General features: G+C 57.4%; 18 protein-coding genes and 1 pseudogene. 7 read left to right on the top strand and 12 right to left on the bottom strand.

What is annotated here, in order from left to right:
• The first annotated feature begins 6 nt into the window (after window positions 1-6).
• Window positions 7-1,020 carry an NAD-dependent epimerase/dehydratase family protein gene (locus CDA56_RS25265; protein WP_009653274.1) on the top strand — a complete coding sequence of 338 codons (1,014 nt, stop codon included), beginning with the start codon at window positions 7-9 and terminating at the stop codon, window positions 1,018-1,020.
• Here CDA56_RS25265 and CDA56_RS25260 read toward each other — a convergent pair.
• Both CDA56_RS25260 and CDA56_RS25255 read right to left on the bottom strand, forming a co-directional pair.
• Window positions 1,017-1,847, bottom strand: coding sequence for an N-acetylmuramoyl-L-alanine amidase (locus CDA56_RS25260; protein WP_014837943.1), 831 nt, complete (start codon window positions 1,845-1,847; stop codon window positions 1,017-1,019). The genes CDA56_RS25265 and CDA56_RS25260 overlap by 4 nt on opposite strands.
• Window positions 1,844-2,167, bottom strand: a complete 324-nt coding sequence (locus tag CDA56_RS25255) for a heavy metal-binding domain-containing protein (protein WP_004100606.1) — start codon at window positions 2,165-2,167, stop codon at window positions 1,844-1,846. Before CDA56_RS25255 ends, CDA56_RS25260 begins: the two co-directional genes overlap by 4 nt.
• A gap of 117 nt (window positions 2,168-2,284) precedes the next feature.
• Here CDA56_RS25255 and CDA56_RS25250 point away from each other — a divergent pair, with 117 nt between their 5' ends.
• The 6 genes from CDA56_RS25250 (at window position 2,285) to artJ (ending at window position 6,803) form a co-directional block, all read left to right on the top strand.
• The gene (locus tag CDA56_RS25250) at window positions 2,285-2,800 is read left to right on the top strand and encodes a lipoprotein (RefSeq protein ID WP_004849391.1); all 516 of its coding nucleotides are present in this window, start codon (window positions 2,285-2,287) and stop codon (window positions 2,798-2,800) included.
• 227 nt (window positions 2,801-3,027) lie between these two features.
• The gene (artP, locus tag CDA56_RS25245; RefSeq protein ID WP_004111834.1) at window positions 3,028-3,756 is read left to right on the top strand and encodes an arginine ABC transporter ATP-binding protein ArtP; all 729 of its coding nucleotides are present in this window, start codon (window positions 3,028-3,030) and stop codon (window positions 3,754-3,756) included.
• A gap of 19 nt (window positions 3,757-3,775) precedes the next feature.
• Window positions 3,776-4,507 carry an arginine ABC transporter substrate-binding protein ArtI gene (gene artI / locus CDA56_RS25240; protein ID WP_004130868.1) on the top strand — a complete coding sequence of 244 codons (732 nt, stop codon included), beginning with the start codon at window positions 3,776-3,778 and terminating at the stop codon, window positions 4,505-4,507.
• A gap of 6 nt (window positions 4,508-4,513) precedes the next feature.
• The gene (artQ, locus tag CDA56_RS25235) at window positions 4,514-5,230 is read left to right on the top strand and encodes an arginine ABC transporter permease ArtQ (protein WP_004100599.1); all 717 of its coding nucleotides are present in this window, start codon (window positions 4,514-4,516) and stop codon (window positions 5,228-5,230) included.
• Window positions 5,230-5,898, top strand: a complete 669-nt coding sequence (artM, locus tag CDA56_RS25230; RefSeq protein ID WP_014228606.1) for an arginine ABC transporter permease ArtM — start codon at window positions 5,230-5,232, stop codon at window positions 5,896-5,898. The genes artQ and artM overlap by 1 nt, the downstream gene beginning before the upstream one ends.
• 173 nt (window positions 5,899-6,071) lie before the next feature.
• Window positions 6,072-6,803, top strand: a complete 732-nt coding sequence (artJ, locus tag CDA56_RS25225; protein WP_014228605.1) for an arginine ABC transporter substrate-binding protein ArtJ — start codon at window positions 6,072-6,074, stop codon at window positions 6,801-6,803.
• 584 nt (window positions 6,804-7,387) lie between these two features.
• Here artJ and CDA56_RS25205 read toward each other — a convergent pair.
• The 10 genes and pseudogenes from CDA56_RS25205 to CDA56_RS25160 form a co-directional block, all read right to left on the bottom strand.
• The gene (locus CDA56_RS25205; protein WP_103814722.1) at window positions 7,388-8,860 is read right to left on the bottom strand and encodes a sensor histidine kinase; all 1,473 of its coding nucleotides are present in this window, start codon (window positions 8,858-8,860) and stop codon (window positions 7,388-7,390) included.
• Entirely contained in the window at window positions 8,857-9,573 is a 717-nt protein-coding gene (locus CDA56_RS25200; RefSeq protein ID WP_004849381.1) for a response regulator transcription factor, read from the bottom strand. Before CDA56_RS25200 ends, CDA56_RS25205 begins: the two co-directional genes overlap by 4 nt.
• A 78-nt stretch (window positions 9,574-9,651) precedes the next feature.
• Window positions 9,652-10,782, bottom strand: coding sequence for a 23S rRNA (uracil(747)-C(5))-methyltransferase RlmC (gene rlmC / locus CDA56_RS25195; protein ID WP_049082080.1), 1,131 nt, complete (start codon window positions 10,780-10,782; stop codon window positions 9,652-9,654).
• Between the two features lie 42 nt (window positions 10,783-10,824).
• The gene (locus CDA56_RS25190; protein ID WP_004100588.1) at window positions 10,825-11,313 is read right to left on the bottom strand and encodes a YbjO family protein; all 489 of its coding nucleotides are present in this window, start codon (window positions 11,311-11,313) and stop codon (window positions 10,825-10,827) included.
• A 57-nt stretch (window positions 11,314-11,370) separates the two neighbouring features.
• Window positions 11,371-12,216, bottom strand: a complete 846-nt coding sequence (gene potI, locus CDA56_RS25185; protein ID WP_004130847.1) for a putrescine ABC transporter permease PotI — start codon at window positions 12,214-12,216, stop codon at window positions 11,371-11,373.
• Window positions 12,213-13,166 (bottom strand): putrescine ABC transporter permease PotH, encoded by a 954-nt coding sequence (gene potH, locus CDA56_RS25180; RefSeq protein ID WP_014228601.1) that lies wholly within the window; start codon window positions 13,164-13,166, stop codon window positions 12,213-12,215. Before potH ends, potI begins: the two co-directional genes overlap by 4 nt.
• Window positions 13,167-13,176: 10 nt before the next feature.
• The gene (potG, locus tag CDA56_RS25175) at window positions 13,177-14,310 is read right to left on the bottom strand and encodes a putrescine ABC transporter ATP-binding subunit PotG (protein ID WP_004134592.1); all 1,134 of its coding nucleotides are present in this window, start codon (window positions 14,308-14,310) and stop codon (window positions 13,177-13,179) included.
• 102 nt (window positions 14,311-14,412) lie between these two features.
• Window positions 14,413-15,525, bottom strand: a complete 1,113-nt coding sequence (potF, locus tag CDA56_RS25170; RefSeq protein ID WP_049069656.1) for a spermidine/putrescine ABC transporter substrate-binding protein PotF — start codon at window positions 15,523-15,525, stop codon at window positions 14,413-14,415.
• A 348-nt stretch (window positions 15,526-15,873) separates the two neighbouring features.
• The gene (locus tag CDA56_RS25165) at window positions 15,874-16,353 is read right to left on the bottom strand and encodes a type III secretion system chaperone family protein (protein WP_004849367.1); all 480 of its coding nucleotides are present in this window, start codon (window positions 16,351-16,353) and stop codon (window positions 15,874-15,876) included.
• An 89-nt stretch (window positions 16,354-16,442) separates the two neighbouring features.
• Window positions 16,443-16,614, bottom strand: a pseudogene (locus CDA56_RS25160) (30S ribosomal protein S6--L-glutamate ligase); the annotation flags it as partial.

Raw genomic sequence — 16,614 nt, 5'->3', positions numbered from 1 at the left:
ATCGATATGAAGGTACTGGTTACCGGTGCGACCAGCGGATTGGGCCGCAACGCGGTGGAATATCTGCGTAACAGGGGCATTAGCGTCAGAGCGACCGGGCGCAACGAAGCGATGGGCAAGCTTCTGAGCAAAATGGGCGCAGAGTTCGTCCCTGCGGACTTAACCGAGCTGGTCTCTTCGCAGGCCAAAGTGATGCTCGCCGGTATCGATACCCTGTGGCACTGTTCCAGCTTTACCTCGCCGTGGGGCACCCAGCAGGCCTTCGATTTAGCTAACGTGCGCGCGACCCGGCGTCTCGGCGAGTGGGCGGTTGCCTGGGGCGTGCGCAACTTCGTGCATATCTCTTCGCCGTCGCTCTATTTTGATTATCACCATCATCGCGATGTTGCGGAGGATTTCCGCCCGCAGCGTTTCGCCAACGAATTCGCCCGCAGCAAGGCGGCAAGCGAAGATGTGATCAATCTGCTGGCGCAGGCCAACCCAAATACCCGTTTTACAATCCTGCGTCCGCAAAGCCTGTTTGGCCCGCATGATAAAGTGTTTATCCCGCGCCTGGCGCAGATGATGCAGCACTACGGCAGCGTCCTGTTGCCGCGCGGCGGCAGCGCGCTGGTGGATATGACCTACTATGAAAACGCGGTACACGCGATGTGGCTCGCCAGCCAGCCGCAGAGTGACCTTCTGCCCTCGGCCCGCGCGTACAACATTACTAACGGCGAACCGCAAACCCTGCACAGCATTGTGCAGAAACTCATAGACGAGCTGGGGATTAAGTGCCGCATCCGTTCGGTTCCCTATCCCATGCTGGATATCATCGCCCGCAGCATGGAGCGCTTTGGCAATAAGTCAGCGAAAGAGCCCGCATTTACCCACTACGGCGTCTCTAAGCTGAACTTTGATTTTACTCTTGATATCTCCCGCGCCCAGCAGGAGCTAGGCTATCAGCCGGTCATCACGATGGATGAAGGGATTCTCCGCACCGCCGCGTGGTTGAAGGACCACGGCAAGCTGCACTATTAACCACGCCCGTACTTTTCCAGCAGCGCTTCGGCTATCGCCAGGGTTTGCGCATCGGCAACCCCGTCCCAGCGCGCGGGACGGAAGTGCATCTGGAAAGCCATAATGACCCGCTTCTGCTGCGCTGGCGTCATTTCCGGCGTCACCTGATAGCCGTAGCGCGCCAGGACGTCCAGCAGCGCTGCGGCGTCTACCGGCTCGTATGACGGACGGCCCTGCAGATAAAATGCCACGCGCCGGGCATCAGGCCATGCGCCAATCCCCTGCTCGGCCAGCCTGCGCCACGGGAACAGCGGCCCCGGATCGTCTTTGCGCTGCGGCGCGATATCCGCATGGGCGACCACGTTCTGCGGCGCGATGTGGTAGCGGGCGATAATATCTTTCGCCAGCGGGATCAGGGCGTCAATCTGCGCCGGGTTAAACGGCGTAAAGCTTTTCACCCCCGCCGTTTTTTGCCAGCCGCGGTTCTCCAGCTCGATGCCAATCGAAGTGTCGTTAATGCGCGTGCTGCCGCGCCAGAAGCTGACGCCCGCATGCCAGGCCAGTTCCTCTTCCGGCACCAGCTGCCAGATCCGCGGTTTGCCTCCGTGCAGCGGCGGTTTCTCCGGGATCAGGTAGTGAGAGCTCACCTGGTTATCCGTCAGCGTCGCCAGCGAAACGTCGAAATCATCGGCGGTGTAGTGAATCACCAGCACTTTGATGCGCGGATAAGCCGCCTGCGCCGGATGGCGCGTATCCAGCTGATAGCCATCGCGATCGATAATACCTTTTTCGCTGGCGCAGCCCGCCAGCAGCAGCGCCAGCAGTACGCCTGCCCGGCAAGCTCTCATCGGCGGGTCTTCACCGCGGTGCCGCTAACGCTGACCATCAGCATGCTGCTATCTTTACCTACGGTTTCGTAGTCAATATCAATCCCGACCACCGCATTGGCACCCAGCGCCTTCGCCTGCTCGCTCAGCTCTTCAAACGCAATTTCACGGGCCTTACGCAGCTCCTTTTCATAGGCGCCGGAACGACCGCCGACGATATCGCGGATGCTGGCGAAAAAATCGCGGAATACGTTGGCGCCGAGAATCGCTTCCCCCGTGACGACGCCGCAGTATTCAATGATGGGCTGACCTTCGAGGGTCGGAGTGGTGGAAAATTGCATGATGAAACTCCTTCTTTAGCGTTCAATGCGTTAGCTCTAAGGGTCAAGCACAATCCCTATCTGATACACTATGCTTGAAAAGATATTCTAACGTAGTGAGCTCATAAGGAAATCATCATGCGCTACAAAGTTCTTGCATTAGTCCTCCCCTGCGCGCTGGCGCTCAGCGCCTGTACTACCGTCACGCCTGCGTACAAAGATAACGGCACCCGCAGCGGCCCCTGCATCGAAGGCGGCCCGGATGACGTAGCGCAGAAGTTTTATGACTACCAGGTACAGCACCGCAACAGCGATTTAACCGCGCTGCGCCCATACCTGAGCGACGGTCTGGCAAAACTGCTGAACGACGCGCGTCAGGACCCGTCTAACAACGCCCTGCTGCAGTCGAATCTTTTCTCCAGTAGCACAACGCCAGCCGACAGCGCCGATGTCGCCAGCGCCTCCACCATCCCTAATCGCGACGCGCGCAATATTCCCCTGCGCGTGGAGCTGAAACAGGGCACCCAAAGCTGGAAAGACGAAGTGCTGATGATTCAGGAAGGCCAGTGCTGGGCCGTGGATGACGTGCGCTACCTCGGCAACAACGCCCATGCGCCGGCGGGCACCCTGCGTCAGAGTCTGGAAAAACGCTAATCCAGGCGTTGGGCCGCTCGGGCCGAATGAAATAACCCCGGTAAAATGTCGGCATTTCCGCTGGTAATGCCGACATTGACTTATCCCACCTTCACGAAGCCATATTTTGTGCTAACTTTAAATGTAAACATGGTTTACATTTAACTTTTAACGCATAAATATTGCATAACTATTCTGCCAAAGGTACTATTTGCGGCCTCAATTGCTATATGTATCAGACTGCCCAGATGAGCATAAAATTAAACGGCATTAATTGCTTCTACGGCGCACACCAGGCGCTGTTCGACATCACGCTGGATTGCCCGCAGGGGGAAACGCTGGTGCTGCTCGGCCCAAGCGGTGCCGGTAAAAGCTCGCTGCTGCGCGTCCTCAATCTGCTGGAGATGCCGCGTTCCGGTACGCTGCATATCGCCGGAAATCATTTCGACTTTACCAAAGCGCCTTCTGACAAAGCCATTCGCGAGCTGCGCCAGAACGTGGGTATGGTTTTCCAACAGTACAATCTGTGGCCGCATCTGACCGTGCAGCAAAATCTGATTGAAGCTCCCTGCCGCGTGCTCGGTTTGAGCAAAGATCAGGCTCTCGCCCGCGCTGAAAAGCTGCTCGAACGTCTGCGCCTGAAACCCTATAGCGATCGCTACCCGCTGCATCTTTCCGGCGGCCAGCAGCAGCGCGTCGCTATTGCCCGCGCCCTGATGATGGAACCGCAGGTTCTGCTGTTCGATGAACCCACGGCGGCGCTCGATCCAGAAATCACCGCCCAGATCGTCAGTATTATCCGCGAACTGGCTGAAACCGGTATTACGCAGGTTATCGTCACCCACGAAGTGGAAGTGGCGCGCAAAACAGCCAGCCGCGTGGTCTATATGGAAAATGGCCATATCGTTGAACAAGGTGATGCCGGCTGCTTCGCGCATCCGCAGACCGACGCGTTTAAAAACTATCTTTCACATTGATGTTTTCGGGGAAATGACGATGAAAAAAGTACTGATTGCCGCTCTTCTTGCGGGCATGAGCCTCTCCGCTACCGCAGCCCAGACCATTCGTTTCGCCACCGAGGCCTCCTACCCTCCGTTTGAATCGATCGATGCCAATAACAAAATTGTCGGCTTTGATGTCGATCTGGCGAACGCGCTGTGTAAAGAGATTGATGCCACCTGCACCTTTACCAACCAGGCTTTCGATAGCCTGATCCCCAGCCTGAAGTTCCGCCGTTTCGACGCGGTCATGGCCGGGATGGACATCACTCCTGAGCGTGAAAAACAGGTGCTGTTCACCACCCCGTACTATGAAAACTCCGCGCTGTTCGTCGGCCAGCAGGGTAAATTCACCAGCATTGACGCCCTGAAAGGCAAGAAAGTCGGCGTGCAGAACGGCACCACTCACCAGAAATTCATCACCGACAAACACCCGGAAATCACGACCGTTCCTTACGACAGCTACCAGAATGCGAAGCTGGACCTGCAGAACGGCCGTATTGATGCCGTATTCGGCGATACCGCCGTGGTGACCGAATGGCTGAAGAGCAATCCGAAGCTGGCCGCGGTGGGCGACAAGGTGACCGATAAAGACTACTTCGGCACCGGTCTCGGCATTGCGCTGCGCCAGGGCAATACCGAACTGCAGCAGAAATTTAACGCTGCGCTGGAAAAAGTGAAAAGCGATGGGACTTACCAGTCTATCTATAACAAATGGTTCCAGAAGTAACGCTGAATGAACGAATTTTTTCCATTAGCAAGCGCCGCCGGGATGACCGTCGGCCTTGCCGTTTGCGCCCTGATCATCGGCCTGGTGCTGGCGATGCTGTTTGCCGTCCTCGAGTCGGTAAAGCTGCGTCCGGTCGCCTGGCTCGCAACCGGCATTGTCACCCTTTTGCGCGGACTACCGGAAATTCTGGTGGTTCTGTTTATCTATTTTGGTTCCTCACAGCTGCTGCTGACCCTTTCTGACGGTTTTACGATCAATCTCGGCATTGTGCAGATCCCGGTACAGATGCAGATTGAAAACTTCGACGTCAGTCCGTTCCTCTGCGGGGCTATCGCGCTTTCTCTGCTGTATGCCGCTTACGCATCGCAGACCCTGCGCGGGGCGCTTAAAGCCGTTCCGCAGGGGCAATGGGAATCCGGTCAGGCGCTGGGATTATCGAAAGCCGCTATTTTCTTTCGCTTAGTGATGCCGCAAATGTGGCGCCATGCGCTGCCTGGACTCGGCAACCAGTGGCTGGTGCTGCTGAAGGATACCGCGCTGGTGAGCCTGATCAGCGTCAACGATCTGATGCTGCAAACTAAAAGCATCGCCACCCGAACCCAGGAGCCGTTTAACTGGTATATCATCGCGGCGGCAATCTATCTGGTCATCACCCTGTTGAGTCAGTACATTCTGAAACGTATTGACCAGCGTGCGACGCGCTTCGAACGGAGACCAGGCTGATGCTTGATTACTTACCCGAACTGCTAAAAGGGCTGCATACCAGCCTGACGCTGACCGCAGCCTCTATCGTCGTAGCGCTGATTCTGTCGCTGATCTTCACCATCATTCTGACGCTAAAAACGCCGGGGCTGGTGTGGATCGTGCGCGGCTATATCACGCTGTTTACCGGCACGCCGCTGCTGGTGCAGATCTTCCTGATTTACTACGGCCCGGGACAGTTCCCGTCGCTGCAGGAGTATCCGGTACTCTGGCATCTGATTTCCGAGCCCTGGCTCTGCGCGCTGATCGCCCTTTCTCTCAACAGCGCCGCTTATACCACGCAGCTGTTTTATGGCGCCATTCGCGCCATCCCGGATGGCCAGTGGCAATCCTGCGGCGCGCTGGGAATGAGTAAGAAAGATACGCTGGCGATCCTGCTGCCGTACGCCTTTAAACGCGCCCTCTCCTCCTACTCCAACGAAGTGGTGCTGGTGTTCAAGAGTACGTCTCTGGCCTACACCATTACCCTGATGGAAGTGATGGGTCACAGCCAGCTGCTCTATGGGCGTACCTATGATGTGATGGTGTTCGGCGCCGCTGGCATTGTCTATCTGGTGGTCAATGGCCTGCTGACGCTGCTGATGCGCCTGGTGGAACATAAAGCGCTGGCCTTTGAGCGACGCAATTAAAAACGCATAAAAAGCCAAATCAAGACGGATAAGCTCACTGAATTATCCGTCTTTTTTTATTCTAATTAAAATAAATATCCATGATTATTGAATATAAATTCATTTAGTGGCATTGTTACTCCCAGCCGCAGACACGGCACAACATCATAAGATTGACCGACGGGAGTTCCACAATGAAAAAGTTAGTTCTGGCCGCACTGCTTAGCACTTTCGCCTTTGGCGCCGCTGCCGCAGAAAAAATCAGCTTTGGCGTTTCTGCAACTTACCCACCGTTTGAATCGATGGACGCCAATAACCAGATCGCCGGTTTCGACATCGATCTGGCAAACGCGCTGTGTAAGCAGATGCAGGCTGAGTGTACGTTTACCAACCATGCCTTCGACAGCCTGATCCCGGCGCTCAAATTTAAGAAATATGATGCGGTCATCTCCGGCATGGACATTACCCCGGAGCGCAGCAAGCAGGTGGCGTTTACCGACCCGTACTACGCTAACTCCGCGCTGGTTATCTCGAAGAAAGATGCCTTCCACTCTTTTGCCGATCTGAAAGGTAAGCGTATCGGGATGGAAAACGGCACCACGCACCAGAAATACCTGCAGGATAAACATCCGGAAGTGAAAACCGTGGCTTACGATAGCTACCAGAATGCGTTTATCGACCTGAAAAATGGCCGTATTGATGGGGTGTTTGGCGATACCGCCGTGGTCAACGAGTGGCTGAAAACCAACCCGCAGCTGGGCGCGGCAACGCCGAAAGTCACCGACGCGCAGTACTTCGGTACCGGCCTCGGCATTGCGGTACGCCCGGATAACAAAGCGCTGCTGGAAAAACTGAACGCCGCGCTGAAGGCGATTAAAGCCGACGGCACCTACGAGAAAATCAGCAAGCAGTGGTTCCCGGAGTAAGCATTTCCCGGAGGCGGCGCTTGACGCGCCTGTCCGGGCTACCGGCCCGCAGACAGCCGTAGCCCGGGCAAGCGCAGCGCGGCCCGGGACGAAGCCGCACTAAAGCCTCAACCCCGGCGCACTCCCCGGGTTGCGGCGTAAACGCCTTACCCGGGCTACCGGTCCGCAGACAGCCGTGGCCCCGTAGCCCGGGCAAGCGCAGCGTGGCCCGGGACGAAGCCGCACTAAAGCCTCAATCCCGGCGTACTCCCCGGATTGCGGCGTAAACGCCTTACCCGGGCTACCGGCCCGCAGACAACCGTGGCCCCGTAGCCCGGGCAAGCGCAGCGCGGCCCGGGACGAAGCCGCACTAAAGCCTCAATCCCGGCGCATTCCCCGGGTTGCGGCGTAAACGCCTTCCCCGGGCTACCGGCCCGCAGACAGTCGTGGCCCCGTAGCCCGGGCAAGCGCAGCGCGGCCCGGGAAGAAGCCGCACTAAAGCTTCAATCCCTGCGCATTCCCCGGGTTGCGGCGTAAACGCCTTACCCGGGCTACCGGCCCGCAGACAGCGATAGACCGGTATCGCGATCGGCCAATCCGCCACCTTACACCGGCAGGGTAAACTGGAAACAGGCCCCTGTCGGAGCTTCAAGCAGGCGAATATCGCCGCCGTGCAGTTGCAGCATTCGTCGCACAATCATCAAACCCAGTCCCCCTCGTGATGCGCTTTGCGCGCCAGGTTCAAGCACCGAAGGCCGTTCGAACAATGTTGCCCGCAGCTCACCGGCAACGCCCGGTCCGCTATCGGCCACCTCGACGATAAATTCCGGCCCTGAGCGACGCGCCGTCAGGCGGATAAGCCCACCTTCCGGCGTATGGCGAATGGCGTTATCGAGCAGATTAGTCAGCACCCGTTCAATCATCGAGAGATCCGCCGTTATCGGCGGTAGCCCGGTGGCCAGATCCAGCTGTAAACCGATATTGCGCGTCGCGATTGCCAGGTCGAATTTTTGCGCGACATCCTGCACCAGCTCAGCCAGCACGAAGGTTTCCGGCTGCGGCTTAATCCCGCCGTGCTCCAGGCGAGCCAGTTCAAACAGCTGCTGAGAAAGATGGCGGACCTTGTTCCCCTGGCGCAGGGCGATATTCAGATACTGCTTGTTCTCCTCCATCGTCAGGCGATCGGCCTTCAGGCTTAACGTTTCCAGATATCCCAGCAAAGAGGTGAGCGGCGTGCGTAAATCGTGGGAGATATTGGCGACAAATTCTCGCCGCTGGCGATCGCTGTCGGCCAGACGGTCCCACTGCCCGGCAATCTGGCGGGCCAGTTCAATAAAGCGATTATGCAGCACGGCCACTTCATTCCCCGGGTTCGCCTCCGGAGTTTGCGCCGCCAGCGCCTTGATCGCATGAATACTGTCCTGGCTGTCGGTTGCCACCAGCGCGGTGAGCTGACGCACCGGGCGCGTTACCCAGAACCAGGCAAGCCAACCCGCCAGCCCGCCGAGACCGGCCACCAGCAGCAGAGTCCACAGCAGCAGGCTCCACAAGGTTTTCTGCCAGGCGCTCGCCGCCAGTTCATTAAAGGTTTCGCCCTGCAGGATAATGTAGAGATAGCCGCGCAGCTGGCCGTCCTGGCGCAGCGGCGCCACGCTAAACACCTTTTGCTTATCAAGGCTGCGCGGATCGTCGCCGTACACCGGCCAGGCGCCGCCGGACAGGAACGTTTGCACCGGCGCCAGATCGATGCGCTGGCGCTTAATATGCCCCGGCGGCGCGGCGTCGGCCAGCAGCTCGCCGTCGGGCGAAAGCAGATACAGCTCTACGCTGGGATTGAAGGTCATCAGCCGATCAAAAAGCGGCTTCAGCATCCGGCGATCAACCTGCCCCTGAGCGTCCAGCAGCGGCTCGCGGGCGGCGATCTGCTGCGCCAGCCCGGCGGAGAGACGCTGGACCATGACGTTGCCGTACTGCGCGCTGCTGTACAGCTGGATCAGACAAACGGCTACGGCACAGAGCAGCAGCAGTGAGGTAAACACCAGAGCCAGGCGCTGGCTGAGGCTGAGACGGCGGATCATGGCTGCGCCTCTTTGCGCTCCACGGCAAATTTATAGCCTTTTCCCCAGACGGTCAGAATGATGTCCGGCTCCGCCGGGTCGCGCTCAATTTTGGTGCGCAGGCGGTTGATATGGGTATTGACCGTATGCTCATAGCCGTCGTGCTGATAGCCCCACACACGATCAAGCAGCTCAAGGCGGGAAAAGACCTCCCCCGGATGGCGGGCAAAGTAGTAGAGCAGGTCGAACTCGCGCGGCGTCAGATCCACCGTCTCGCCGCGCAGCTTAACGTCGCGCGACAAGGGGTCAATGCTTAAACCATGGCTGGCGATACGGCCGGCATCCATCAGCAGATTCTGCCCCATCGCCTCCTGACGACGGAACACCGCTTTGACCCGGGCGGTCAGTTCGAGAATCGAAAACGGTTTGGCCAGATAATCATCCGCTCCCATCTCCAGCCCCTGTACCCGCTGGGTTTCGCTGGCGCGAGCGCTGATAATAATCACCGGCAGATAGCGGGTTTGCTGACGAATGCGCCGACAAATTTCCAGACCGTCTACGCCCGGCAGCATCAGGTCGAGGATCACCGCATCCCAAAGCTCTTTTTCCAGCAGGCGCAGGGCCTGGGCTCCGTCCGCCACGTGGACAATCTGATAACCCTCATCCAGCAGATTCAGGCGCAGCAGCGCGGCGATATCTTCATCATCTTCAACCAACAGGATTTTTTTTGCCACCGGCAGCACTCCGCTATTCTTACGTTCTGATTAGCCAAGCTTACCCGATCTTCACCGCCTGAAGAGTTCACATTTTGTTTATACTTCGCGAACCAGCAGGGTCAGCACCTCATAGTGGGCGGTATGGGGGAACATATCGAACAGCTGGACGCGCTCAATGCGATAACCGGCCAGGCGAGCGATATCTTTCGCCATCGTCCGGGCGTTGCAGCTGGAGTAGATAATAAAGCCTGGCGCCATACGGTTTAAATAGTCGCACAGGCCGTCGCCGATACCGCGACGCGGCGGATTCACCAGCACCAGATCGGGAATATCGCCTTCGCCGGTCGCAAACTGCGTGGAATCGAGCGCCTGAAAATGCAGATTATTCAGCCCGAGCTGCGCCGCCGACTGCTTCGCGCAGGCGATCGCCTCCGGGGCAATTTCAATCCCGGTCAGGCGCATCTCAGGCGTTGCGCTGTGCAGACCAAAGCCGCCCACCCCGCAGAAGAGGTCCCACATGTGGTTGACCGGCAGCTGGCGCACCCAGTCACGAGCGGTGGCATACAGACGGCTGGCTACCACAGGGTTGGTCTGAAAGAAGCTTTGCGGGCGGATCCACAGCGGCACGCCGTTGAAATTTTCCGCCAGCGCCTGCTGGTCGGTGAGGAAAATTTCCCGCTCTCCTTCCATGATGGCCATATGCACCGGCTGAATATTGGCGGTAATCACCTGCAGCTGCGGCAGCAGCGCCTGAAGCTCCGGCAGCGCGGCGCGCAGCTGGGCAAGCTTGGTCTCCGAACGCAGGACAAAGCGCAGCATCATACCGCCGTCGAGCCGGCTTTCGGTCAGCAGAATGTACTTCAGCTCTCCGCGCCTGCGGGCAACGTTATAGGGCGTGAGTCCGGCGCGGGCGATAAACGGCTTGAGCGCAGCGAAGACGGGCGCGAAGCTTTGCGGATAAAGCGGACAGTCGGTCAGGTCTTCCGGGGCGCCATCACGGTGCAGCATCCCGAGCAGCGGGCGCTCCACGCTACCGCTGACCACCATTTTCGCTTTGTTGCGAAACCCGCTTTCCGGCCCGCAAACCGGTGCGCACCATTCAGCGACGGGCGCATCGGCGAGAAGCGCGCGAAGATCGGCCATTTTATCGGCGAGCTGTTGGGATACCGGCAGTTCCAGCCACTGGCAGGAGCGGCAGCGGCCCGCGTCATAAAGTGCGCAATGCATAACAAGACCTTCAAAAAAACAGGGGCGGGGATTGTATCACCGTTACTGTAAACGGAAAAAGCGTCGGCACGGGGCCGGCACAAACAGCATCGCCAGCACCAGCAGATCCGGTAGTTTTTGCAGCACCAGGGAGCGAAAGATTTCGCGCTTCGATTCCCCTGCAATACTAAACAGCTCGGGATAACCGTAGCCCAATGAAGCGGCCCACAGATAGCCAATCACGATAATCTGCGTCAACAGGAACAGCCAACGCGCCCAGTTGCGCCCTTTTACCAGCGAAAACGCGCACCAGATTTCAATAAATACCAGCACCAGACTTGAGAGAAACACCAGGGTAAGCGCCCACGTCTGCACGCTGCGATGGACAAAATCCGCGATTCCCTGAACGCCAAGCTGGTTGAGGATCATCAGCAAATCCAGGCCGCGGATTAAAATAATGGCGAAGGCCGCCACCTGCACCAGCGCAGGAACGTTAAGACGAGCATGAGACGAACGCGTTTTAGTAAACAATCCCAACGTAAAGTCTTCCATGAAAACGGCGCCACAAATGCGGCGCCGATGTTAACTCTATTGCAGATTTTAGGTGGTTCAGCCGCTTCTTGCACGCTGGATATCGCGCACCCGCTGCTTTTCCGCGCGGGCCATCAAATACCAGGCGATAAAACCAACAATCCCGACCACGCCGAGGATTAACGTCGCCAGGGCGTTAATCTCCGGGTTGACCCCCATGCGCACGCTGGAGAAGACCAGCATCGGCAGCGTCGTCGCCCCCGGCCCGGAAACAAAGCTGGCAATAACCAGGTCGTCGAGCGACAACGTAAAGGCCAGCAGCCAACCGGAGACCACCGCCGGCATAATCATCGGCAGCGTAATGACGAAAAAGACCTTCAGCGGCGCGGCGCCCAGATCCATCGCCGCCTCTTCAATAGAGTGGTCCAGCTCACGCAGGCGCGATGAAATGACCACCGCGACGTAAGCGGTACAGAAGGTGACGTGCGCCAGCCAGATGGTCAGCATGCCGCGATCCGACGGCCAGCCAATTGAATGCCCCAGCGCGACAAACAGCAGCAGCAGCGACAGGCCGGTAATCACATCGGGCATCACCAGCGGCGCGGTGATCATAAAAGCAAAGCCGTTTGAACCGCGGAAGCGGCCAAAACGCACCATCACCACTGCGGCAATGGTACCGAGGATCACCGCCGCCGTCGCGGCGCAGGCGGCGATGGTCAGACTTAAGCCTACCGCGCTCATCATCGCATCGTCATGAAACAGCTCGCGATACCAGCGCGTCGACCACCCCGCCCATACCGTCACCAGCTTTGAGCTGTTGAACGAGTAAATCACCAGCATCAGCATCGGGGCATACAGAAAGGTAAAGCCGAGCAGCAGAATCAAAATTCGCCACGGCGAACGGACTACCGGTAAATTATTCATCCGTGTTCCCCCACCTGTTTTTGCTGATGCTTGTGGAACCACATGATCGGTACGATCAGCAGCAACAGCATCACGATCGCCACCGCAGACGCCACCGGCCAGTCGCGGTTATTGAAAAACTCCTGCCACAGCACGCGGCCAATCATAATGCTGTCTGGCCCGCCCAGCAGTTCCGGGATAACGAACTCCCCGACTGCCGGAATAAACACCAGCATCGACCCGGCAATAATCCCGCCTTTGGTGAGCGGAACGATCACCTGGAAGAAGGTCTTCAGCGGCCGGGCCCCCAGATCCAGCGACGCCTCCACCAGCGAGTAATCGATACGCGTGAGGGCGGTATAGATCGGCAGCACCATAAACGGCAGATAGGCGTAAACAATACCGATATAGACCGCCAGGTTGGTGTGCAGGATCTCCAGCGGCTGGTCGATGACCCCCAGCCACAGCAGGAAGTTGTTCAGCACGCCGTTGCTTTTCAGCAGCCCCATCCAGGCATAGACGCGGATCAGGAAGGAGGTCCATGACGGCAGGATCACCAGCAGCAGCAGAATATTTCGCGTCGATGGCTTACTGTGCGCCACCGCCCACGCCAGCGGATACCCCAACAGCAGGCAGCAGAACGTCGAGATCGCCGCCACCTGAAGCGATTGCAGATACGCTTCAAAATAGAGCGGATCGTCGGTGAGCTGCAGGAAATTCCCGAGATTCAGCGTTAACGTAAGCTGACCGTCGGCCCACTCCAGCAGGTCGGTATAGGGTGGGATCGCCCGCGCCATCTCCGCCAGGCTGATTTTAAAGACGATCAGGAACGGCAGCAGAAACAGCAGGATCAGCCACACGTAGGGCAGCGCAATGACCAGCTTGCGTCCGTGGGCCATCTGCAGCCGCGCCAGCCACAGCGCAAAACCGCCAGGTTTTTTTACGCCTGACGGGGGTTCTAATGTACTCATCGCCCTCTCCTTACACCGTCAACACGACGCAGCTATCGGCATCCCAGCACAAACGCACCTCATCACCCCAGGTGGGCGCCCCTTTACGGTAACGGTGTTCGTTTTGCAGCTGAGCGCTCAGCATCTGCCCGCTTTTCAGGCGCACATGGTAGATAGACAGGTCGCCGAGATAGGCAATATAGATAACCTCGCCCACCGCGAAGTTATAGCCATCCGCGGGCGGGTCTTCGCAGAGCATGATTTTTTCCGGGCGCAGGGCCACCCACACCGGCACGTTATCGACGACAGAGGCATCGGGATCGACCTTCAGCGGATGGGTCAGGCCCGGAGAGTCCAGCACCAGGCCATCTTCCTGCCGCTCTTTCACCAACCCTTCAAAGACGTTGACCGAGCCGATAAACTCCGCGCTGTAGCGGGTGGTCGGGTGCTCGTAGATTTCCTCCGGCTCGCCGATTTGCACGAACTTGCCGCGGTTCATAATGGCGATACGCCCCGCCATGGTCATCGCCTCTTCCTGATCGTGGGTCACCATCACGCAGGTAACGCCGACGCGCTCAAGGATATCGACCACTTCCAGCTGCATCCTGTCGCGCAGCTTCTTATCCAGCGCCCCCATTGGCTCATCAAGCAGCAGCAGTTTCGGTCTTTTCGCCAGGCTGCGGGCCAGGGCCACGCGCTGACGCTGGCCGCCGGAGAGCTGATGCGGTTTACGCTTTGCGAACTCCTGCATATGCACCAGCGCCAGCATCTCCTGCACCCGGCTGGTGATTTCGGCCTTGGGCAATTTGTCCTGCTTGAGGCCAAAGGCGATATTCTGCTCCACCGTCATATGGGGAAACAGCGCGTAGGACTGGAACATCATATTAATCGGCCGCTGATACGGCGGCACCCGCGCCAGATCGACGCCATCCAGGACAATCTGTCCGGCGGTAGGCTGTTCAAATCCCGCCAGCATGCGCAGCAGGGTTGACTTGCCGCAGCCGGATGCGCCCAGCAGGGCAAAAATTTCGCCTTTATAAATGGTGAGATTGACGTCATCGACGGCGTGCTGGCCATCGAAGGACTTGGTTAAATTACGGATTTCCAGCAGCGGGGTCAGCGCTTTGGGGGTTTTCGCCTGCGGGCGAGGAATCACATCATTCACGGGGTGTTCTCCGGCAGAAATCAAATCATGGTGCAGGCGCACCATCGCGGTGCGCCTGTTGCCGGCAGCGCGACGCTTATCCGGCCTACAACTCACGGAGAATTACTTACCGCTTTTCACCTTCGTCCACGCGCGAGTACGCACGCGGTCGATTTTCGGATCCTGGACTTTCAAGGTGAACAGCTTGGCGAAGACGTCAGCCGGCGGGTAAATGGCCGGATTATTGCGGATCGCTTCGCTGACCAGCGGAACAGAGGCTTTGTTGCCGTTAGCGTAATAGACATGATCGCTGATGTGGGCGATAACATCCGGACGCATCAGATAGTTCAGGAACTGATAAGCCTCATCTTTGTTTTTCGCATCCGCCGGCATGGCGAAGACGTCGAAGAACGCCAGCGCGCCCTCTTTCGGAATATAGTAGGAAACATTCACCCCATTTTTCGCTTCTTTCGCCCGGTTAGCCGCCTGCCATACGTCCCCCGCCCAGCCGATAGCGACGCATATATCACCGTTCGCCAGGTCGTTGATGTACTGAGAGGAGTGGAAATAGCGAATATTCGGACGCAGCTTCAGCAGCAGATCGGTCGCCGGGCCGGTGTAATCATCGGCTTTAGTACTGTTAGGATCTTTGCCGAGATAGTTCAGCACGGTGGCGAAAATCTCTTCCGGGGCATCCAGGAAGGAGACGCCGCAGCTTTTCAGCTTTTCCAGGTTTTCCGGCTTCATCACCAGATCCCAGCTGTCCAGCGGCGCATCTTTGCCCAGCACGGCTTTCACTTTATCGATGTTATAGCCTATGCCGGTTGTCGCCCACAGGTACGGGATCGCGTATTTATTGTCGGGGTCGTGCTTCGCGACCAGCTTCAATACTTCCGGGTCGAGATTTTTCCAGTTGGGAAGCTTACTTTTATCCAGCGGCTGGAATACCCCGGCCGCCAGCTGGCGCTCAAGGAAGCTCGCCGACGGCACCACCAGGTCAAAACCGGTGCTGCCCGCCATGAGCTTACCCTCCAGCACTTCGTTGGAGTCAAAGACGTCATACACCACTTTAATACCGGTCTCTTTTTCAAAATTCGCCACCGTATCCGGCGCAATATAATCAGACCAGTTATAAACATGCAGGTTTTTTTGTTCGGCTGCGAGCGAACCGGCAGAAACGGCCATCAGCGCACCCGTAACCAGACCTGTTAACCATTTTTTACCAAAGGCGGTCATATCTCTTATTCCTTCTCAATGCCCGTTAACAAGCGGGCTGAATATACGCACTTGTTCGCATGCAATAATCATGCATATTTTTTCATTGCCTAAGAAAAGGAGAGAGGACCTCTCCCGGAATGGTTGCCCGCAACTGGAAGCAGCGTCAGAATAACTGTAGCCAGAATAAGAGGCTATAGCCCAGGTAAAAAAACGGCTTTTATCAATTTTTTATGCAATAAGGGTCTATGTGATAAGCCGAAAGCGGCGGAATGGCGGTGAAAAATTCTTTTCCGGAAGGTTAATAGCAGAATAAAAGCATGTAATACGCAGCCGCTATGGCAGTGGCTGCGCTATTTTTCGACAGGCTTAGTGAAGAAAATGGTACTGAATATTCTCAGCCACCGGCTCTTCTTCCTCAGACTTATACAGCACCTGATTGGCGCTGGCTTCGAGGATGACCATCGATATCTGTTCTTCGCTCTGGCGGAAAAACCACGCGAACTGATCGATCGTCACGCCGACGCCGACGGTCAAGGCCTGGCACACCACCAGCTTCGGCAGATTATCATCCTGAATATCGAGGAAAGCTTTCACCGTCAACGAACTGGCGTTAATCGCAGAAAGATCGGCGGAGAGCGGCAGCAGCGCGGAGGGTTTCACCTCTGCCAGCGCGGAGAAAAGCACCACGTTATCCACCAGGTCAAGTTTGGCATCAAAAATGCCTTCGAAATTTTGCATATGCGGCAGGTGCAGTGCCTGGCAGGAATCACACTCAAAAAAGCTGATGCCCAATTCGTCGAGCCATTGACGTAACGTATCAAGACCCGGAACGACCAGTGAATCCATATGACCTGTGACCTCTTACTGTGAAAAATGCGACGCCATAGCTTACGCAAAAAAAGCGTCCTGTTCCATGACGGTGTCGTGAAAGGGAATTATCCGCCCATTTTCAGACAAAATCCGGGCGTGGCTTGTCGTTCGATCCAGGCGATCATTTTGCCGGCAATATCGACGCCGGTGGTGGTTTCAATTCCTTCCAGCCCAGGAGAAGCATTGACCTCCATCACCAGAGGACCGCGCGCGGCGCGCAGGATATCAACGCCGGCC

Source organism: Klebsiella michiganensis (assembly GCF_002925905.1).
In the GTDB taxonomy this organism is placed as follows: Bacteria; Pseudomonadota; Gammaproteobacteria; order Enterobacterales; family Enterobacteriaceae; genus Klebsiella; species Klebsiella michiganensis.
This window is presented reverse-complemented; position numbering and strand designations above follow the sequence as displayed.

Bases quoted from the DNA above. Each gene is read 5' to 3' on its own strand.
- CDA56_RS25260 (WP_014837943.1), bottom strand. From the start codon at position 1,847: ATGAGAGCTTGCCGGGCAGGCGTACTGCTGGCGCTGCTGCTGGCGGGC.
- CDA56_RS25190 (WP_004100588.1), bottom strand. From the start codon at position 11,313: ATGGAAGACTTTACGTTGGGATTGTTTACTAAAACGCGTTCGTCTCAT.
- artP (WP_004111834.1), top strand. From the start codon at position 3,028: ATGAGCATAAAATTAAACGGCATTAATTGCTTCTACGGCGCACACCAG.
- potF (WP_049069656.1), bottom strand. From the start codon at position 15,525: ATGACCGCCTTTGGTAAAAAATGGTTAACAGGTCTGGTTACGGGTGCG.
- artJ (WP_014228605.1), top strand. From the start codon at position 6,072: ATGAAAAAGTTAGTTCTGGCCGCACTGCTTAGCACTTTCGCCTTTGGC.
- CDA56_RS25255 (WP_004100606.1), bottom strand. From the start codon at position 2,167: ATGCAATTTTCCACCACTCCGACCCTCGAAGGTCAGCCCATCATTGAA.
- potH (WP_014228601.1), bottom strand. From the start codon at position 13,166: ATGAGTACATTAGAACCCCCGTCAGGCGTAAAAAAACCTGGCGGTTTT.
- artM (WP_014228606.1), top strand. From the start codon at position 5,230: ATGCTTGATTACTTACCCGAACTGCTAAAAGGGCTGCATACCAGCCTG.
- CDA56_RS25265 (WP_009653274.1), top strand. From the start codon at position 7: ATGAAGGTACTGGTTACCGGTGCGACCAGCGGATTGGGCCGCAACGCG.
- artQ (WP_004100599.1), top strand. From the start codon at position 4,514: ATGAACGAATTTTTTCCATTAGCAAGCGCCGCCGGGATGACCGTCGGC.
- CDA56_RS25250 (WP_004849391.1), top strand. From the start codon at position 2,285: ATGCGCTACAAAGTTCTTGCATTAGTCCTCCCCTGCGCGCTGGCGCTC.
- potI (WP_004130847.1), bottom strand. From the start codon at position 12,216: ATGAATAATTTACCGGTAGTCCGTTCGCCGTGGCGAATTTTGATTCTG.
- rlmC (WP_049082080.1), bottom strand. From the start codon at position 10,782: ATGCATTGCGCACTTTATGACGCGGGCCGCTGCCGCTCCTGCCAGTGG.
- CDA56_RS25165 (WP_004849367.1), bottom strand. From the start codon at position 16,353: ATGGATTCACTGGTCGTTCCGGGTCTTGATACGTTACGTCAATGGCTC.
- CDA56_RS25205 (WP_103814722.1), bottom strand. From the start codon at position 8,860: ATGATCCGCCGTCTCAGCCTCAGCCAGCGCCTGGCTCTGGTGTTTACC.
- artI (WP_004130868.1), top strand. From the start codon at position 3,776: ATGAAAAAAGTACTGATTGCCGCTCTTCTTGCGGGCATGAGCCTCTCC.